The organism is candidate division KSB1 bacterium (genome assembly GCA_034505495.1).
Lineage (GTDB): Bacteria > Zhuqueibacterota > Zhuqueibacteria > Residuimicrobiales > Krinioviventaceae > Fontimicrobium_A.
On the sequence record JAPDQV010000017.1, the window covers coordinates 39,851 to 57,647 of the forward strand.

Sequence of the window (17,797 nt, forward strand, 5' to 3'; positions counted from 1 at the left end):
ATGAGTAGGAGCAGGTGGTTAATGCAAGCAGACCGGTCAAACTGCATGTTCTGAATAAAGAGAAAGAATTGTAGTTGATGACTAATGAGACTGCAAAACTTGTTGATAGTCATTTCTCTACACTAAACGGCAATCTCTCGGAGAGCACCAACAAAATTCAAGAAACCTCGCAATTGTTCCTCGCGAAGATTCAGGAACTAAAAACGGATATAACTAGGGAATTGACAAGACAAATCGATACCCATTTTTCCTGGGTGGATAAAAACATTTTAGAGAGTTTAAGATCTATTAAGGAAGAAAACCAAGAATTGTATCATGACCTCAAATCAAGACTCTTTTCTCTAACGGTTCTGATTTTTATTTTCTTTATTTCTTTCGGCTTATTGTTTCTTTACATCACAATGAAATAAATTTGTTACGACGAAAATCTCGTTTTCCTTTATCCGCATTTAAATTTTCGGTCAAGAAACGTAACTAAGCAAAATTGAAAAGCCATGATGTCAATTCAGGGCTTTTTTTCTTACTTTTTGTGTCAAGTGCCGCTTAAAGTCATTCCTATATGCCGTCAATCACCGATAGTTTTTAACCCTCATTTTACCTTTACCATTTGCTTTGCAATGATATTCCCCTCGAATTTTAGTAGATAGAGATAAATCCCGCTTGCTGCACTGTTGCCGTAATCATCTCTTCCGTCCCACTGAATAAAATGGCTGCCGGCGTCCTGATTGTTGTCAATGAGTGTTCGTACTATTTTTCCGTTGGCATCATAGATTTGCAGCATGACCTGGCCCGATTTATTCAGCGAGTAACTAATTTTCGTCGATTCGTTAAAAGGATTAGGATGGTTCTGATCCAGCTCAAACTCCTGCGGGAGCCCCGACTTGACTTTCTCGACAAAGCTCACTACGGTCAATACTTCTTGACCGAATGCCATGCATTCCGATCGTTTGAGATTATCATAATCCTCGAAATTTTTCATCATTTCAGCGGTCTGGGGATCCATTAAGGATTTTGTTATTCTGCCCAAGAATACTCTCGACAGCACATTGCTCACCCCGCATAGTTTTGCCAAATGGTTATCAATGAACATCGCCGTTTGCTGCGGTCCAACCGGCCTGCCCATATTGCCGCAGACTGCAAACAGACCGCGAACCTTTGCCTGCAGCACCTCTTTATTCCTGGTGATGTAATTTTGTAACTCCTGCCGCGTCACCGAGCTTCGAATCGCTCCGCCGACGACGACATATTCGTATTCGCTCAAATCGGGATTTTCGCGTACGTCAAACACATTGGCAATGCCGCCCATGCCTTCAGAGATCCACACCGCCGCATCCCGAGCGCTTCCGCACCAAGTGCCGTACAATACGGCCCATTTCTTGTCGGACGGCATGGGATAATACTCCAGCGCCCGCGCCCGCTTTGTCAAAGCCGCCATACCCATTCCAACCAAGCTTAATTTGAAAAAATCTCTACGGTCCATAATTATTTGCCTCCACTGTTAAGCTTATTTCATAGACCAGCTGTGCATGAGTTTGTTTGGATTTTAGGTCTTTAATTACAGCTAAATCTAGGCATTTGGGAAAACGCCCCATGCTCGTTCGCTGAATGCAGGAGGTTTAAAGTCCCATACGAATCCCTAACAAAACTAGAACTTGACGCCCAGTTTGATTGATACCTCCGGCGTCGGGTCGATCGAAAACGTCAACGCCGAAAATCTTACTTCCCAATCGCCGCTGATCGGAAAGCGCACTGCTGCTGCCCAGGGGTTCAGGTAAAAGTGCCTGCTGAAACGCCACGTACAGCCGCCGCCGATGGTAAATATCGTTGCTGAGTACCCGCCTCGTAGACCGCTTGTATTTTCGGTGAATTTACCTGTCCAGCAGACGATGGTCAGCACCTCGACCTGCCCATGGAGTAAACACCGCAGATCTCAAGCCCAATGCAGGCTCCAATCCAGATACCGTGAAAGAGATCGTTGGAAAACATAGGCATGTGAAGAAGACGAAAGGCCAGCTCATACCCGGCAATTCCAAGTAAACCAAAAGCCGGAAGGACATTGCCCTTTGCATTTCGAAGCATATTGATAACCTCCTTGACTGTGTAGCGGCCTAACAGGATATTATTCGTCTTTAATGCTTTAAGAAGCATCCATTTTTTCTTAGCTATTCTTTAATAAGCAGCTTTGAATATGAAAAACTGCTCCTCCTCCGCACCGATCGGCACAGGGGAGGAGCATAGGCCATACCTTTGAGAAAAGGGAGGAGTAGAGGATAAGCAATTTCCCCCCTTTAAGGATTATTCCGTCAAAACCTACATCACCGTGACTTTAATCGCCTTCAAATCCTTATCCGCCGAGCTGTTGCCGTAGAGGATTTCGTATTCGCCCGGGGCAACGGTCATCTTGCCGCTCTTCCGATCGAAAAATTCAAAGGCGGAATAGGGGAGGGTGATTTGCGCCTTGCCTGATTGTCCTGCGGGAACAGTTACACGCTGGAAGCCACGCAGAGTTTTCAAAGGTCCGTCGGCGTCGTTGATTTTTCGAATATAGACCTGAACGACTTCGGTGCCGTTTCGTTTGCCCTTGTTGATCACCGGCACCGTTAAAGAAACGGATTCGTTCGCCTGAATTTGGGTTTTTTCGATTTTAGCTTCTCCAATCTGGAAAAGAGTATAGGAGAGCCCATAGCCGAACGGGAACAAGGCGTCGTTCATAAAGCGGTAAGTGCGGCCTTTCATCGAATAATTCTCGAAATCGGGCAGCTGATCGGAATTTTTGTAAAAGGTGATCGGCAGTTTGCCGGAGGGGTTGTAATCTCCGAACAGCACGTCGGCTACAGCCTGACCGCCGGATTCGCCCGCATACCAGGCCTGCACGATCGCTTCGCAGGTCTCCGTTTCGGGCGTGAGGGCAATTGCGGATCCCGAACAATTGACGAAAATAACCTTTTTGCCGGCCTGCTTGAGTGATTTGAGCAGATTACGCTGAACGGCAGGAAGCTCGATATGAGTGCGGTCGCCGCCCTTAAAGCCGGGCAGATTGACCGGCATCTCTTCACCCTCGAGTCGACCGGAAATACCGCCGACAAAGATTACCGTCTCGATGCCTTTCAGCTTTTGGATGAGAGAGGTGAAATCGATCTCGACCTCTTTGCCGAAATCAAATTCCAGACTGGCCTGCCAGTTGTTCAGCTGCGTAAAACGGATTTCAAAGAGATATTTTTTCCCCGCTTCCACTTTATAATGGGCTTTGGCGGGGAGTGTGCGCCAATTATAGCTTCGCGCGACCGATTTGCCGTTTACCAAAAGTTCCATGGAGCCGGTCGCACCATAGTTGAAGGTGATCTCTTCATCCTGTGTCGCTTCGAATTCCGTTTCATACTTGGCGGAAAAGCCTTCCAACATGACTCCGGGAGCAAACTCGTGTTGGCCGGCAGTCGTCAGTTTGATCGGTGTCGTAATATACTGAACGGCAACCGGTTCACCGCTTTGATTGCGATTGTTCCAATAAGTCGCCTTGATGCCGGGTTTGCCTTCGAAGCGGAGACGGTTGAAATAGCTTTGCGTGACTTTATCGTCAACCAGATCGCAGCCCTTGTCGTAGAAAAGCTTATCAGCTGGAATTTTAGAACGGATGCCTTCCAAGATTGTGATGGTTCGAATCGGTTTGCCGTTATAGTTGCCCCACAGCATGACCGCGTCGTCGGCGTTAGGCCCAATGACGGCGATGGGTTTGCGCGGGGTTTTGCTGAGCGGAAGGATGTTGTTTTTATTTTGCAGCAAGACGATGGACTGCCTGGCCATTTCGAGAGCCATCTGCCGATGCCGTTCATTGTTGATGATCGAATAGGGAATTTTGGTCCAGGGCACCAAGGAATCCGGGTCGAAATCGCCCAGTTCGAAGCGGCCTTTGAGCACCCGCATCAGGCTTTTATCAATGTCTTCCGGCTCGACCAGATCTCTTTCCACTGCAGCCGCAAGGGTTTTGAAGGGATAATTGGCCCATACGCACTCCACATCGGTGCCGGCGAGAACCGCTTTCGAAGCCGCATGCATGGGGGTGGAAGATACCTTGTGGCTGTTGAAAAAGTCGGTCACGGCGCCGCAATCCGAAACGACCAGATAGGGAAATCCCCATTCTTCACGCAGGATGCGCTGCAGGAGCCGGCGATTGCCGCAGCAGGGCTCATCATCCAGGCGATGGTAGGCGCACATGACTTCCCGGACATGCGCTTCCTGAACCAGAGCCTTAAAGGCGGGCAGATAGGTCTCGTACAGGTCGCGCGGATCTACTGAGTTGAGATTGATTTCATGTCGGCTCCATTCCGGTCCGGAATGCACGGCAAAATGCTTGGCGCAGGCAAGCAGCTTGCGATATTTCTCCGTCTCCGGCCCCTGCAGTCCTTTTACAACCGCAATGCCCATTCTGGCCATCAAATACGGATCTTCGCCGTAAGTTTCCTGGCCGCGGCCCCAACGCGGGTCGCGAAAAATGTTGATGTTGGGCGTCCATACGGACAGACTCAGGAAACGACGGTTCTCACCGCCGCGGCGCAGATGCTCATGATATTTGGCTCGGGTTTCATCCGAAACGGCGGAAAAAATCTGATAAACCAGTTCATCGTTGAACGAGGCCGCCATGCCGATGGGCTGCGGAAACACCGTTACGCTGTCGTTGTTGGCCAAGCCGTGCAGGGCTTCGCTCCACCAATTGAACCTCCTGATGCCGAGACGCGGTACAGGCTCCGATTGATCGCAGAGAAGACCGACTTTTTCCTCTAACGTCAGTCTGGACATTAAATCTCGCGCTCGTTCCTCAAAACTGAGATTCGGATTCTGATAGGGCAGGTCCTGTCCTACGACTTGAAACGAAGTAAGGAGGATGAAACAGATACTGATAAGAATTTTTGCCGATGTCGAATTGGTGATCATGACGATTGACCTCATTTGGTAAACTGATCACTTTAATCTTGGAACAACAACTGGGAAAATTCGCGCAGGCTTCGTCTCCAGGTCAAGAACTCATGCGCGGTATTCGGCGAAACATAGAGAACGCTCCGGATTCCGGCCTTTTGCAGCGCCTCGATATTTTCGCGCGGATTGCCGCCGGTCAATTCCCGACCCAGCCGCATCATCCAATCCAACTCTTTGCTGCCGTAACTGACAAAGACCAATTTGACCTTTTCACGAAAGTCCTTGGTCTTTTCGACATCTTCCATAGAAATCGAAGCACCGCTGAACAGGCCGATATAGGAAAACTTGTCGAGATTGGCCAAGGTGATCATCTTGGTCTCCATGCTGCCCATGGAGAGACCGGCCATGGCGCGGTATCGTCGATCAGCAAGTGTGCGAAAATTCGCATCAATATAGGGTATTAGCTCATCCACCAGTACGGTCTGGAACGGCTTGATGTCGAAGGATCTCAATTCACCGATCCGGATTTCATTGGTCATTCCATAGGTCATGACCACGATAAACGGTTTGATCTTGCCTTCGGCGAGAAGGTTGTCCAAAATCAGATTGGCGCGGCCCTGGTTGGACCAAGCGGTTTCATCCTCGCCCCACCCGTGCTGCAGATACAAAACAGGATAGCGCTTTTTCTTGTTTTTCTCGTAATCCGGCGGGGTATAGACAAAGGCACGGCGAATGGTGCCCGTACTTGGCGAGGGGAAAAGGACCTGCTGGACACGCCCGTGAGGGACATCTTTGAGTGCATAGAAATCCTGGTCGAAGGCCGGGACTTCGATGCCGCTTTCCCAGCGACAGGAGCCGTAGAAATTCAGCGTACCGGGGTCGTTAAAGGTGCCGCCGTCGACGGTAAGACGATAGTAATGGAATCCCTCGTCCAAGGGTTCAGCTGTGGTGCCCACCCAGGCGCCGTCTTCGGTTTTCGTAAGCTTGGTGCCTTCCCGTCCGCCCAAGCTGACGATAACGCTCTGCGCCTGCGGAGCAATAATACGGAAGCGGGCATATCCCTGGGAATTGACTTGCGGATATTCTTGCCCGGGCTGATTCAAAACCGACGGCTTGAAATCGTCTTTAATCTCCGGCTTTTCCATCTGCGCGAAAAGCAGGGAAAAAACGGCGAACGAGAGGGCTAAACAAAAAAACTTTCGCATTCTGATCTTTCCTCCTGCAAAAGGGGTCATTGAGCTTTAAAGAGCTGGAGGGGCTGCAGCCTGCAACCCCGGACGTCTTTTGTTTTTGAATATCAGCTGAGCGAATTGATAAAAACTTCTGCGCCAAGTCTGCCACTCATGAGCGGTATTGGGCGAAACATAAAAGTGGGCATTTATGCCGGCATTCTTGAGCGCTTCGGTGTTTTCCTGCGGATCGCCGCCGAAATTGAATCTGCGGTTTTCCAGCTCGCGGCTGCCGTAGCCGACAAACACCACTTTGACCTTTTCCTTGAAAGCCGGATTTTGCTTAATGTCTTCCGGTGTGATGCTGCCGCCGCTGAAAATGCCGACATAGTTGAACAGTTCTGGATGGGCAAGGGTAATAACGCGCGTCTGCATGCCGCCCATGGATAGGCCGGCCATCCCTCGGTGTTTCGCGTCGGCAAGCGTCCGATAATTCGAATCGATAAACGGAATAATGTCTTCGATCAGGGTCTTCATGAACTGATCGGCCCAGCCCTGCGGCGGCCATTGACCGCTGGGACGCTCACCCGGTTTGGGTCTCGGCACACCCGCCGGCCAGCTCCAGCTGCCGTTATCCATGACAATGATAAAGGGCACTGCCTTGCCTTCTGCAAGCAAATTGTCCATAATCAGGTGCACCCTGCCCTGATTGGACCAGCCGGTTTCGTCCTCACCGCCGCCGTGCTGCAGGTAAAGGACAGGATAACGTTTTTTCGGATTTTTGTCGTAATCCGGCGGCGTATAGACAAAGCACCGTCGCACGCTGTTGGTGACTTTGGAAAAATAAAGATTCTGCCGAACTTGACCGTGTGGCACGTTTTTCAAGGCGTAGAAATCCTGATCCTTTGCGGGCACCTCGATGCCGCTGCCCCAGCGGGATGCGCCGTAAAAGTAAAGGCTGTTGGGATCAGGAACGGCCGCGCCGTCGATCCAGAGTTGATAATAGTGAAAGCCTTCGTCCTGCGGCTCCGATTCTCCGATCCAAACGCCGGTTGAATCTTTGACCAAATCATACTTTACGGCGCTGATATCCAGCTGCACCCTTTGGGCTTCCGGCGCCGAAATTTTGACCCGCACCCGACCCTCGGAATTGACCTGCGGGTAATCCCTCCCCGGCTGATTCGTCGATGCCGGCTGAAAATCTTCGACAACCGTCTGCTCACTTTTGCCTGTCGTAAAAAACGCCAGGAACAGCATCATTGCAAAGGCGAATAGTTTGTTTCGGTGCATAATTCCTTCTCCTCGATAGTTTTGGGGTTTTATTTATCTGACTTTTTGTTTCCAAGAGTTCATATTCACCCGCTTTTCACGAAAAAACAACGGCACACTTTGGCCTCCGGCAAAGGCCGATTGTCGCTGCTTCAAGAATCATAACACCGCGAGATGCGACTGTATTAAAAGCTTTTCAATTACAACGAAAAATTAAGGAAAATGTTCTTACACACCGCATCATTCGAAATATGTAACTTTACCTGATGCGGCCTTTAGATTGACATGTGAATGGACAAGATTCCGCAAACGATCAACAGATTGGGGCAGGGTTTAGCGGCGCGAAAATGGAAGGAGATTCTCTGAAAAGAAATTCTGAATCTGTACCAGAAATATTTCTTTTCGGCTTATGAAAACCCTGCTTCAAAGAACGTAAAATGAACGTTCATTGTTTGTTTCGGCTGTCTGCAGGGTTGTCAATGCCGGCAGGCAGGTTACGGATGCCTGCCGGCAATTCATGAGATGAATTTTTATTTTACAATGGAAAATTTTTTCGTTTGCTGCAGGCTGCCCGCCTCGATGACCATAAAGTAGACGCCGGACGCCAGTTCGTTCCCGTCGAGCGTCAAATCGTGATTTCCCGGCGCAAGCCCGCGAAAGATTTTTTGATCGATCTTTCGCCCCAGCAGATCATACAATTGCAGAACAACGTCGCCGTGATGCGGCATAGTGAGCCGGAGGGAAACCGAGTGATTGGAGGGATTCGGATAAACATCGGAAACGTCGAAATCGAAAGTCGACTCTTTTTTATCCAGCACGTCTATGACGTTGGTCGGTGTCAGCGAAAAGGCGATGTCGGGATTAATGACGATATCATTCAAAGCGAGGGTGCTGTCGCTGCCGACATAGTGAATGGACAGGTTTTGTATTTCACCGGTCTGAGTGCTGAAAAAGGTTACTTTTTGCATGCCCGGAGCGAGTCGCCTGACGACGAAACTGGTCGTCACTGCCGGCGGCATGCCGTTATCCAGCACATACCGCCAGCGCAGATTGCGGTGAGCAGCATAGAAATAGACGGCGCCGTCATTTTGCTGCGCCACACCCCAGCCGCGTACATCCGGGTTCGTAATAGTGACCTGAGCGTCGCGAAATGAATAGCGATTGAAAGGAATTTGCGACAAAAAGGCGGAGACCGGCTTGTATAGGGGGTAAAGGTTATGATTACGGATGTTGATCGGATCCCAAATCAAGCCGGTCACTCCGCCTGTGTTCAAGTGTCCCCATAAAAAGCCGCGGAGCCAGATTCCCGCCGTGTCCTGTGCCAATGCCGGATCGGAAGCCTGTCCCGCCGGGGTATCCAAATCGGTCTCGCCAAGAACGACCGGCTTGTTGCGCAGCGGATCATCGCCGATGCGCTTGGAATAGATGTAAATCATGGCCGCCGGGTCCTGCTGCATCTGCTGCCGGTTGTAGGTTTGTCCTAAAAAGACGCCCGAATCGATAAAACCGGTATTGATGACATAGGCGTGTACGTCGCCGTAATCGCAGCGGGACTGATTCCAGTAATTCGGCACCCAATCAGCCCAAAAGGAGGTGGTGGTCATGATCGGCCGTGGAGAAACCGTTTCGAAAAAGTCATTGAAATCGTTTACCAAATTAAAGTAGCTTCCTGGCGCACCTTCGTTCACCAGTTCGAAAGAATGAACGGCATCCGAGTAACCCCAGCGGGCGATCAGATTGCGCCAATAGTATTCATACAATCTTCGCAGCTTGGTGTTGGGCGGCGCGTCAAAGTCGCCGTTGAAATCACTCGGTAGGCCGCTCGGATCGATGTGGTTTAGAATATAATCGCCTTTTTCTAATATGACGATTTTATAATGGACGTTTCGGAGAGTCGCCTGCTCAATCATATAATCGAAATAACGCACCTTTATGGGATCAAAGTAATAGTGCGGATTGGCGCTCCATTTGCTCATGATGTTCTGCTTGAGGCGGCCGTCAGGCAGAACTTCCTGCAGCAAAATCATGTCGATATAGGCTTCGCCGGTCACACTGCCCTCCAGCACGGCATAGAGATTGGGCAGTTCGCGCTCGCCGGCGCCGGAAGTGTAATTTGCCGTCAGAAGCAGCCAGTCGGTTGTGCCCTTGATCGGTCCGAGCAACCGCGTGCCGACGTTCGGATTGACGATTTCCGTCCCGCCCCATCCGGCGGTTTTGAGGGAAAATCCGCCGTTGCCGGTCACGTTCTCGAGCTTGACGCGCACCGTGATTCGATAGGTCGTGTTGGGTTTGATCACGGTGCCGCCGTCGTAAAAACCGCGAAAAGCGGCCGGCGTATTGACATTCGAAACCGCGGGCGCTGCAAGACGAATGCTGAAATCGCCGTTCTTGTAACGCCGATTGAAGCGATACAAGGGAGGATTCATATAGCCGTTGTCGGGCATTTGATGATGGGTCGTCCAGGCGCACCAAGGATCCGAGAATTGTGAAACCGGACTCAACCAAACGCGCAAAAGGCTGACGCCGTTTTGCGCGTAAGCCTCGATTTTGTTGTCGGTATTGCGCGGGGTATCCGGGCCGTCGCCGAAGCCTAAACCGTAAAACGGCGAGCCGTCAGAATATTCGAAGAAGCGGTTGTTGTTTTGGCTGACCTGCAAATAACCTTTGTTATTCGAAGCGGCTGCAGTTACGGTGCCCAAATCGTAAAAGCGCGTTCCGCCCTGATCCTGAGCGCGTAGCGTGACGGAGTAGGTTCCGGCTTCGGGCAGGGAGGCTCGGACCTTCCAAATGAACTCACCGGTAGGCAATAGATAGTCGTCGAAGCGTTGGTAAGGCATATCGTAAAACGCCGGAAATGTCCACGTGCGATTGCCTTTTGTAAAGATACAATCGACGCTGACGCCGGTGCCGCTGTTCAAATTCGGCGGGGGAGAGGGATCGTATGGAAACCAATAATTGTCGGCAATAGAATTCAGCTCAAAGGTAATCTCGATTTTTGCAAAAGTTTGTACATTGCGCGAAGAAAAGTTGACCGTGCCGAGAATCGGTCCGCTGTATCCGGCCGGCATGCGGACGATTGTGATCTCTTTTTTATAAAATTCGTTATTAACGCGTTTGGCCTGCAGGATCACGTCGTTGCGGCCGTACTGCAACGGGGTAGTAAACGAGAATTGCGTTCCATTCAGCGCGGCGAACCCGCTTTGATGATTTTTTTCGTTGAACCAGAACAATTCCGGCACCGACTCACTGCAGGTACCGGTCAGCAGCAGCGAGGCCGCATCGGTCTGGTAATAATCGCCCTGAAAAGGCGAGGTCATTTGAATGGAAAACGAGGACGGACCCGCGACATTGATAATGACGCTTTCCGTGTCGACGCCGTTGTCATCGTCGCGCACGGTTGCCGTTGCTGTATAAGTGCCGGGCAAAGCGTATGTATGTACGGCCTGATCATTTTCGTAAAAGGAGCCGTCTCCGGGTTGGATGACATAGCTTTCGATGACGCCGTCGGCATCCGCTGCTGAAAGTGAAAAAGAGACCGTCAAGGGCGCAGTGCCGGATGTCGGCGAGGCTGTAAACGATAGGAGATCCGGCGGCAGGTTGACGGCGCTCTTTTTGAACAGCTTGACCTCATCGATGTAAAAAACGGCATTCCAACCGGAACCGCCGAAAAAGCCGATCTGTACTCGGACGACGTTTGCCGATCCCGTGTTAAAGGAAACGGCAAACGAGAGCCATTTCCCCTTCGGCCGGTTGTTCGGATTGATGAAAATCGACGCCCCCAACTGGTTCCAATTATAGTCCACGACGCTGCACAAGACACCGCCCCAATCGTCGCCGCTGAAAGCCGGATCCAGGTAAACCCAAAAGGTAAGCTTGTAATTTTGATTGGGCTCGACATCCACCAACTGATCGATTTGACCGTGCGAGTTGAGGAATTTGGCTGCGTAATTGCCCGAATATTTGATGGTCGAACTCAGGATTGCCGGCGCGCTCCAGCCGTTGAAACCGTTCTCAAATCCGCCGTTGACGAGCAGATTCTGCGGCGTCTGCGCCGAAAGCCGTACAGCAGATGAAAACAAACCAATCAGTAATAGCGCTCTTTTCATTTTACATACACCACTTTTGAGGTCTTGATCATTTTGCTTTGATGAACCGGATCTTCGGCGGTGATGGAGATTATGTAAAATCCGGACGAAATTCCTTTTGGGGTCCATTCCGTCGAGTATTCACCGGCAGCATAGAATTTGCCTTTAACGAGCGTATCGACCAACTCGCCCAAAGTCGAATAAACGGCAATGTTGACTTTGGCCGGAGAGGGCAGCTGAAATCGAATGGTCGTTTGCGGATTAAAGGGATTGGGATAAGCCTCGAGCATGAATTTTTTATCCGGCTGCTGCTCCTGATTGACCAGAATGACGCGATTGTCGAACAAAACGATGTTCGACATCGCCGATAGATTGTTGAAATCATCGGAAGATTTAACGGCAATATAGTAGGAGGGGGCCAAGCCGAGCACGGGCAGAGCCAGCGTATCCGGAACGCCCGCTGGTTTGATGGTCTGATTGTAAGGAATCACAGAGTAGGTGTTCCAATTTGCATCCGTTATCGGATTAGCGGAATAGCGGATGTGGTAATTGAACGGCCTGCCGTTCAGGCCGTTATCGGAGGGAGTTGTCCAAACGAGAAACGGCTGAGAGTTTCTGTAAATTACCCTCAAATCCGTAATGGCTGCGGGCGGCGTATTGTCGGAAAAAGTCCGCACATCCACCCATTGTGTCTGACCGCGCACTTCGACGGCATCGATCAGCATTTCGAGCCAGTGCGAGTCACCGATGCCGTTGGGCACGCTGCGTGTATAAAGAGCGAATCGATCCGGATTTTGTTGCACGATCCAGCGCTCGATCGGCGAAGTCATGCCGCAAACCTCGGTCGGCAAACCGACGGATTCATCGCCGGTCCACCGCGACCAGTACGGCACCGAACGAATCCACCAAATCGGGAATTTTCGTAATTCGTTTTGATGCGCCGCCAAAGTTTCGGACCGATAATAGTCATCCAAAAACCTACAGATTTCAGGTGGAATATTAAGGAAAAAGAAATTCATGAATACGAAGTCCCTGGCCCGATCCGTATCGTAAGGATAAGGCGCATCCCAGCCGTATAAACCGTTATAAGCAAAATTGCGCGCCGAATCCAGCAAACCGGTGAACCGAAGATACGTGTTGAGTTGATTCAAAACCGTCTGCAGAGTGGCGGCATCGTTCATATAGTGCGCCATGCGCGCCATTGCCACGGCGGCGCCGAGGCCGCTCAATAAATTCAATTCCCGATAGGCGAAATTATTATAGTATTCACGAATCATGTTCCAATTTTCGGAAATGATCGCATAATCCTTGGAATTGAAAGCATAAAGCCAGATGCCGTAAAGAATATGCATCACCGGCCGATTCCCGATATTTGCGTAAATATCCTCTCCCCAAACTTGACTGAGGGGATGATATTCCCGGCGTTTTCCCTGCGTACGACTTAAATGAGCCGTAGACCATTCCCTGTGCTGCCAAGGTGAAGCAGTCGGATGCGCCAATTCGGCGCGAATGTAATCCCCGACTGCCGTTCGCTGCGCCGGCATCAAATGGTTGTAGGCTCTGGCCAATGTCCAGATGATTCGAGCCGGCTCAAGGTACATAAAATAGGTTTCCCAGATGATGTCGCCGTAATAGACCCGTAACGGAGCTAATGCGTTATATTGCAGGACGGTGTCGATCTGCGCCCGCAGTTCGCGCAGCATGGACTCGGGCGCGTTGACGTTGTAGGTGACCGGCGTTTGCCATATATACGGACTGCGGTCTTGTGCTCGAATCGAGGTAACGAATAGCAGAAGAAAGAATGTATTTTTTAAAACGCTTTTCATATCCCACCTCTTAACGTAGATCGGTTTCCACGCAAACCACGCCATAATTTTCACACCAAAACGCAAATCCGCCTGCAAAAGAGGGCGCTACGCGACCCTGCCAATGCGGCTGCGAAGTCTCGGGAAGATTGATCTCATTATAAACATACCAAAAATTTGCACCGGTAAAATCGCCGCCGTCGCGGACCTGAGCTTCCACCTGAACGTAGGAATAATCGGCAGTGGTCAAATCGATGACCTGGGTGCCGCGAAAATTCTGTCGCATCCAGAGCAGATTTCCGGAAACCGAAAGCGCATAGAGATTGTCTGACTCGCGCATCCACATGCCGCCGTCTCGTCCCAACTCAATTCGCATCCGTCGACCGGTTTGCGGATGGATGTACATGATATCCATATTATAATTCGATCCAAAAATGGAACTCGGACCGTCGGTAAAGGTGGGAAAGCGGGTCTTGAACCAGCTCAGGACGCGATTTTGATTGTCGACCACCATGCTGGGCGGCGACATGCCGCAACCGTCATTTGGACCAGAGGCGATCGGAAACGCTTCGTCGAAAGAAGGCAGTCGAAAAGCATATTTGGTTTTCCAGTCCGGTGAAGCGTAAGGATAAGGACTGTTACCCGTTAACCAAGCAAGGATCTTTTGTTCTTCGTCGTCGAACGAGGTAGATGCCTCCATAACCTCTTCCATCATCCATTCGCTGCCGAACATCGGCGCCGGAACGGCCGTGACATAAGCCATATTATCGAGAATGACCACATGGGTATCCCGAAAGGACTGACCGTAAACGCGGCGGCTGCGGAGTAAAGCCCCAGTCTGCGCGTTCAGCAAATGGACGTTCATATCCTCTGAACAGACCACCAGATAGTTGTCATTTGCCGCCGGCGTGCCCTGCACAGGATAGCGAAGGTTCTGCGACCAAAGAACCGCGCCGCTCTGCAGATCGATGGCGGAAACCCGACCGGAGTGGTCTGCGCAGTAAACTCTGCCGGAGCGAATGATCGGCGCAATGGTAATCGCTTTGGGAAAATCGACCCGCCATAAAATGCCGCCGGTCGGCGTCGAGAGGCCGTAGACGCTGCCGTAAAGCCCGGCAACGACTACGACCGACCCTTCGACGGCCGCTGTCGAAACCACCGGATTGTCGAGCCGGATCTTTTTTCGCGTGGCGCCGTCGAAGCGACGTACAAAGAAAAAGTCGCCGTCCATGGTGCCGAAATAGACCAGCGAATCATCCGATACAACTTGGACATTGCCTGAGATCGTAAAGTCGACGGACGCAGGAAGTGGAAAGCTGTAGCCCGGGCGCGAATCGAGATCGTGCGGCCATCCGGGGACACTTCTGCGGTTACGGAGCGTCAAGTTTTCTCCAACCCAAAACCACCGTACCCGATAGGGCGGTGAAACCGTAAAGGATACGCGACCATGATGCTCGGAATTGTTCTGCAGCTGCCTCCAGCCCTGAGGATAAAGCTCGATTGAGAAAAGAATAACCAGCAAAAGGATCAAAAATCTTAGCATACGGCTCCTCCCTTGGGTTTAGGGAAAAAGTAATCGATGATTAATAAAAAATATTCCCTAAAAAATCATGTTAAAAAATTATTAAAATAATCCAATTCGGTATCGTAACGAATCTTATTGTATAAAGACTTTTATCGCGACGGCAGCAAGTTTTTACTTTTTTTATTATGAATCTATTATGCCGTTAGCACTACAGATGCATATTGGGGCTGAAAAATCCTTTTCTAAGCTGCAAGATTTCCGCGCTGATATATGGGCCTATACCCTTAATATCTAATCGAAAAGCCATTGAGGGAGGGTGTTGAATCTGTGAGGCTGAAATTTGGTGGAAAGGTCTATTTCGGACTAGGTCGACATCCTTATATATTGAAAAGTGGTGCTAAAGAAAGGGCAGGTGCTCACAGAAGAAATGAAGCGCCTGCCCATTGAAAGCCTCTATATCGTTTGCATGATCTTCTAGGGTACTCCGATCCTAAAGCTTAACCTGGAAATCAACGGCGGTTAGGCAACAGATCGGTTAGAATAGAAACACCGGCTAAAACGGGAAACAGACCGAAATATTCGGCATAAAGCTGTAATAGACAAGTCCGAATGACTGCAATGAGCGGACGCCCATTTGATTTGTCGCATCACTGTCGATATAACCGTTTTTATTCCAAGTCCAATGTCCGCGTTCGCCGCTTCCCATCAGTCCGTAATTCAGGTTGTAGCTCAAAGAAATGGGAAAATAGGGAAACTCGTATTTTAAAATAAAAGAACCAAAATAGACACTTTGGTCGGTAAAGGATAGTTTTCCTCTGTGCGGGAAAGAAATGCTGCCTCTATCTACGTGTTCTTGATAAAGGTTGTAGCTCATTTCCGAGACTTCCGGTTTTCCGGTCCCAATCGCCACACCCAAAGAAAAACGACCCAAAGTACGGTCTGTTAGGATCGGCATATTGTACCCAAGGCTGATATATGTAAACTCATTCTTAAATTCTCCTTCCCAAACGAACTTGGTATTTCCTGTAGGAACCATGTTCACTATTTTAGATTTTTTAACATTAACCCGCGGGGAATTTTGCAGACTTCCGACTGCGATAAACAACCTTTGCTTGAAGAGCGACAACGTTATCTGTTTTAATTCCGCATCGGTGCCGGCCCAAACAATAGGTCTTTGATCAGACGGACCAAAGCTGTTATAGGCATAAAAAGCGTCCAGAGGCATATTGGCATTTGTCTCACTATAACCGGCCGCAGCGTTTGAGGTTCTGCCGAAATTGACACCGATCGAAAAATTTTTATTCCACCAACGATCGTAGGCCTTGGAATTGGTAAAGGAAATACCCACTAAAATCGAGGCATAGATGACCATCTTGATTATCTTTTCCGTACCGGTCCGTAACATAGTTTTTCTCCTTTCTATTGCGTTGTTTAGCGACGACATTTGTAACATATTGATAATAAACATATTATATAAATAGACTGTTTCTGATTATTTTAAAAAACCAATATAAAAAAGTCAAGCGTTGTTTAGCGCTTTTCGAATAAAAGCAATTCTAAATATGATTATTTTTTCTGACCATTTAATAGAGTGATTGCTTCAAATGTTATTTGTTACTTGACGTTGCTTTGTTTACATTTATCACAATTTCTTAGGTGGGCATAGCTACATAATGCATTTATGATGAGGAAATCCCATGGTTTTTCCCAAGAGGATAAAGCCGACTTCTTAGAGACCGCTTGAATCCTATTAAAAACCTTTTTTCCCGAACGCCCTAAACGACGCAAAGAATTCCTGCAAAGAAAACCGCAAATAAACGCGAATACAAAGACAGGCTAAAAATTGGTGCGATTAGCGTTCATTCGTGTGCATTAGCAGAAAGCCTGCAAAGAGTAATTCTTTCATCTCCTATGATCGGCTCGAATGCAACGGCGATTTTAATGCGCCGAGGCAATAGACTTAAAAATCCCACTCGTAGTCTTTAACGGCACCCCAATGAGCGATTCAATATGCAGGTTCAGTTGCTCCGAGAGAGGTTCAACTTTATCATTTTTATATGCTTCCCCCCATTTAACAAAAATCTAACAGCATTAAAGAAGACTCTTAAGACCAGCGGCAAGACGATGCGGATAATCTTAACCATTTTAGATCTGCGTCATGAAAAACTCTAAACACACCGCAAAAGGCAACTGATCCGACTTAAGAGTGATTTACACGACGATCAAACTGGATGTTTTAGTTAACGGCTTTACCATAATCAAAAATTGATTGATTATTTTTATTACGAAAACTATAAACAACGAGTTAATTTTTGCACCTTATTTCATGATTATCATTTTTCTTACCGCTTTAAATCCGCCCATGCGGATTTGGTAAAAGTAAATGCCCGACGGCAGAGTTCCGGCATCAAAGCGTGCGGAATAGACGCCGGGCTGATGAACATCATCCCTCAGCATGGCGACGGTTCTGCCGCGCGGATCGAGAACCTCGAGTATTACCCTGCAAGGTTCCTTGACCTGATATTCGATCGTCGTGTAGGGATTAAAAGGATTCGGATAATTCTGCTGCAACGAAAATATATAGTCGGCAGTTGAAGCGGATGTGCCGGTTGCTGTCTGCACCTTTATTGTTGCCGTGCCGAAAATTGATGTTCCGCCCTGCCGGCAGGTGAGCGTAAATTCGCCAGGCGTCGTTGCCGTATAGGTACAAATACTCCCGTCAACCGTTAGGGTCCCGCCGCCCGTCGTCGACCACTGCGGGTCAGTAAGAGGATAATCGGCGTCATATTGATCTTTGCCCACGGCGCGGAGCTGCAGGCTTTGACCGACCGTCAGCACGGTTTCTGCCGGAGTAATGGTGATTTTTACCAGTTCAGAAGGAAGGTTGGCGGTATTGATGAAAGCCCGACCTTCTACCGCCGCGCCTTTGGAGCGGCAGATGATCGCAAACTGACCCACTTGTTCGGCAGTATAGAGACAAGAATGGCCTGTCGGCTGTATGGTTCCGCCCTCGGCCGACCATTCCGGCTCAAA

At 49.4% G+C, this 17,797-nt stretch carries 10 protein-coding genes; all 10 read right to left on the bottom strand.

Going from position 1 to position 17,797, the window contains the following annotated elements; all coding sequences use genetic code 11:
- Positions 1 to 589 precede the first annotated feature (589 nt).
- Complete coding sequence (locus ONB24_08635) at positions 590 to 1,480, bottom strand: T9SS type A sorting domain-containing protein (GenBank protein MDZ7316174.1); 891 nt, start codon at positions 1,478 to 1,480, stop codon at positions 590 to 592.
- 165 nt (positions 1,481 to 1,645) lie between these two features.
- A complete protein-coding gene (locus ONB24_08640; GenBank protein ID MDZ7316175.1) occupies positions 1,646 to 1,897 on the bottom strand; it encodes a hypothetical protein in 252 nt (83 codons plus the stop codon).
- Positions 1,898 to 2,310: 413 nt separating this feature from the next.
- On the bottom strand, positions 2,311 to 4,929 hold the full coding sequence (locus ONB24_08645; GenBank protein MDZ7316176.1) for a glycoside hydrolase family 3 C-terminal domain-containing protein: 2,619 nt from the start codon (positions 4,927 to 4,929) through the stop codon (positions 2,311 to 2,313).
- A 32-nt stretch (positions 4,930 to 4,961) separates the two neighbouring features.
- Complete coding sequence (locus ONB24_08650) at positions 4,962 to 6,116, bottom strand: alpha/beta hydrolase-fold protein (GenBank protein MDZ7316177.1); 1,155 nt, start codon at positions 6,114 to 6,116, stop codon at positions 4,962 to 4,964.
- A gap of 36 nt (positions 6,117 to 6,152) precedes the next feature.
- A complete protein-coding gene (locus tag ONB24_08655; protein MDZ7316178.1) occupies positions 6,153 to 7,370 on the bottom strand; it encodes an alpha/beta hydrolase-fold protein in 1,218 nt (405 codons plus the stop codon).
- A 509-nt stretch (positions 7,371 to 7,879) separates the two neighbouring features.
- The gene (locus tag ONB24_08660; protein ID MDZ7316179.1) at positions 7,880 to 11,455 is read right to left on the bottom strand and encodes a PKD domain-containing protein; all 3,576 of its coding nucleotides are present in this window, start codon (positions 11,453 to 11,455) and stop codon (positions 7,880 to 7,882) included.
- Entirely contained in the window at positions 11,452 to 13,260 is a 1,809-nt protein-coding gene (locus ONB24_08665; protein MDZ7316180.1) for a T9SS type A sorting domain-containing protein, read from the bottom strand. Before ONB24_08665 ends, ONB24_08660 begins: the two co-directional genes overlap by 4 nt.
- Positions 13,261 to 13,270: 10 nt before the next feature.
- On the bottom strand, positions 13,271 to 14,782 hold the full coding sequence (locus ONB24_08670) for a PQQ-like beta-propeller repeat protein (protein MDZ7316181.1): 1,512 nt from the start codon (positions 14,780 to 14,782) through the stop codon (positions 13,271 to 13,273).
- Positions 14,783 to 15,317: 535 nt separating this feature from the next.
- On the bottom strand, positions 15,318 to 16,169 hold the full coding sequence (locus ONB24_08675; GenBank protein MDZ7316182.1) for a hypothetical protein: 852 nt from the start codon (positions 16,167 to 16,169) through the stop codon (positions 15,318 to 15,320).
- 914 nt (positions 16,170 to 17,083) lie between these two features.
- Positions 17,084 to 17,797, bottom strand: a 714-nt coding sequence (locus ONB24_08680; GenBank protein MDZ7316183.1) for a T9SS type A sorting domain-containing protein, incomplete at its 5' end; no start/stop codon positions are given.

Bases quoted from the DNA above. Each gene is read 5' to 3' on its own strand.
- ONB24_08645 (MDZ7316176.1), bottom strand. From the start codon at position 4,929: ATGATCACCAATTCGACATCGGCAAAAATTCTTATCAGTATCTGTTTC.
- ONB24_08635 (MDZ7316174.1), bottom strand. From the start codon at position 1,480: ATGGACCGTAGAGATTTTTTCAAATTAAGCTTGGTTGGAATGGGTATG.
- ONB24_08660 (MDZ7316179.1), bottom strand. From the start codon at position 11,455: ATGAAAAGAGCGCTATTACTGATTGGTTTGTTTTCATCTGCTGTACGG.
- ONB24_08650 (MDZ7316177.1), bottom strand. From the start codon at position 6,116: ATGCGAAAGTTTTTTTGTTTAGCCCTCTCGTTCGCCGTTTTTTCCCTG.
- ONB24_08670 (MDZ7316181.1), bottom strand. From the start codon at position 14,782: ATGCTAAGATTTTTGATCCTTTTGCTGGTTATTCTTTTCTCAATCGAG.
- ONB24_08665 (MDZ7316180.1), bottom strand. From the start codon at position 13,260: ATGAAAAGCGTTTTAAAAAATACATTCTTTCTTCTGCTATTCGTTACC.
- ONB24_08675 (MDZ7316182.1), bottom strand. From the start codon at position 16,169: ATGTTACGGACCGGTACGGAAAAGATAATCAAGATGGTCATCTATGCC.
- ONB24_08655 (MDZ7316178.1), bottom strand. From the start codon at position 7,370: ATGCACCGAAACAAACTATTCGCCTTTGCAATGATGCTGTTCCTGGCG.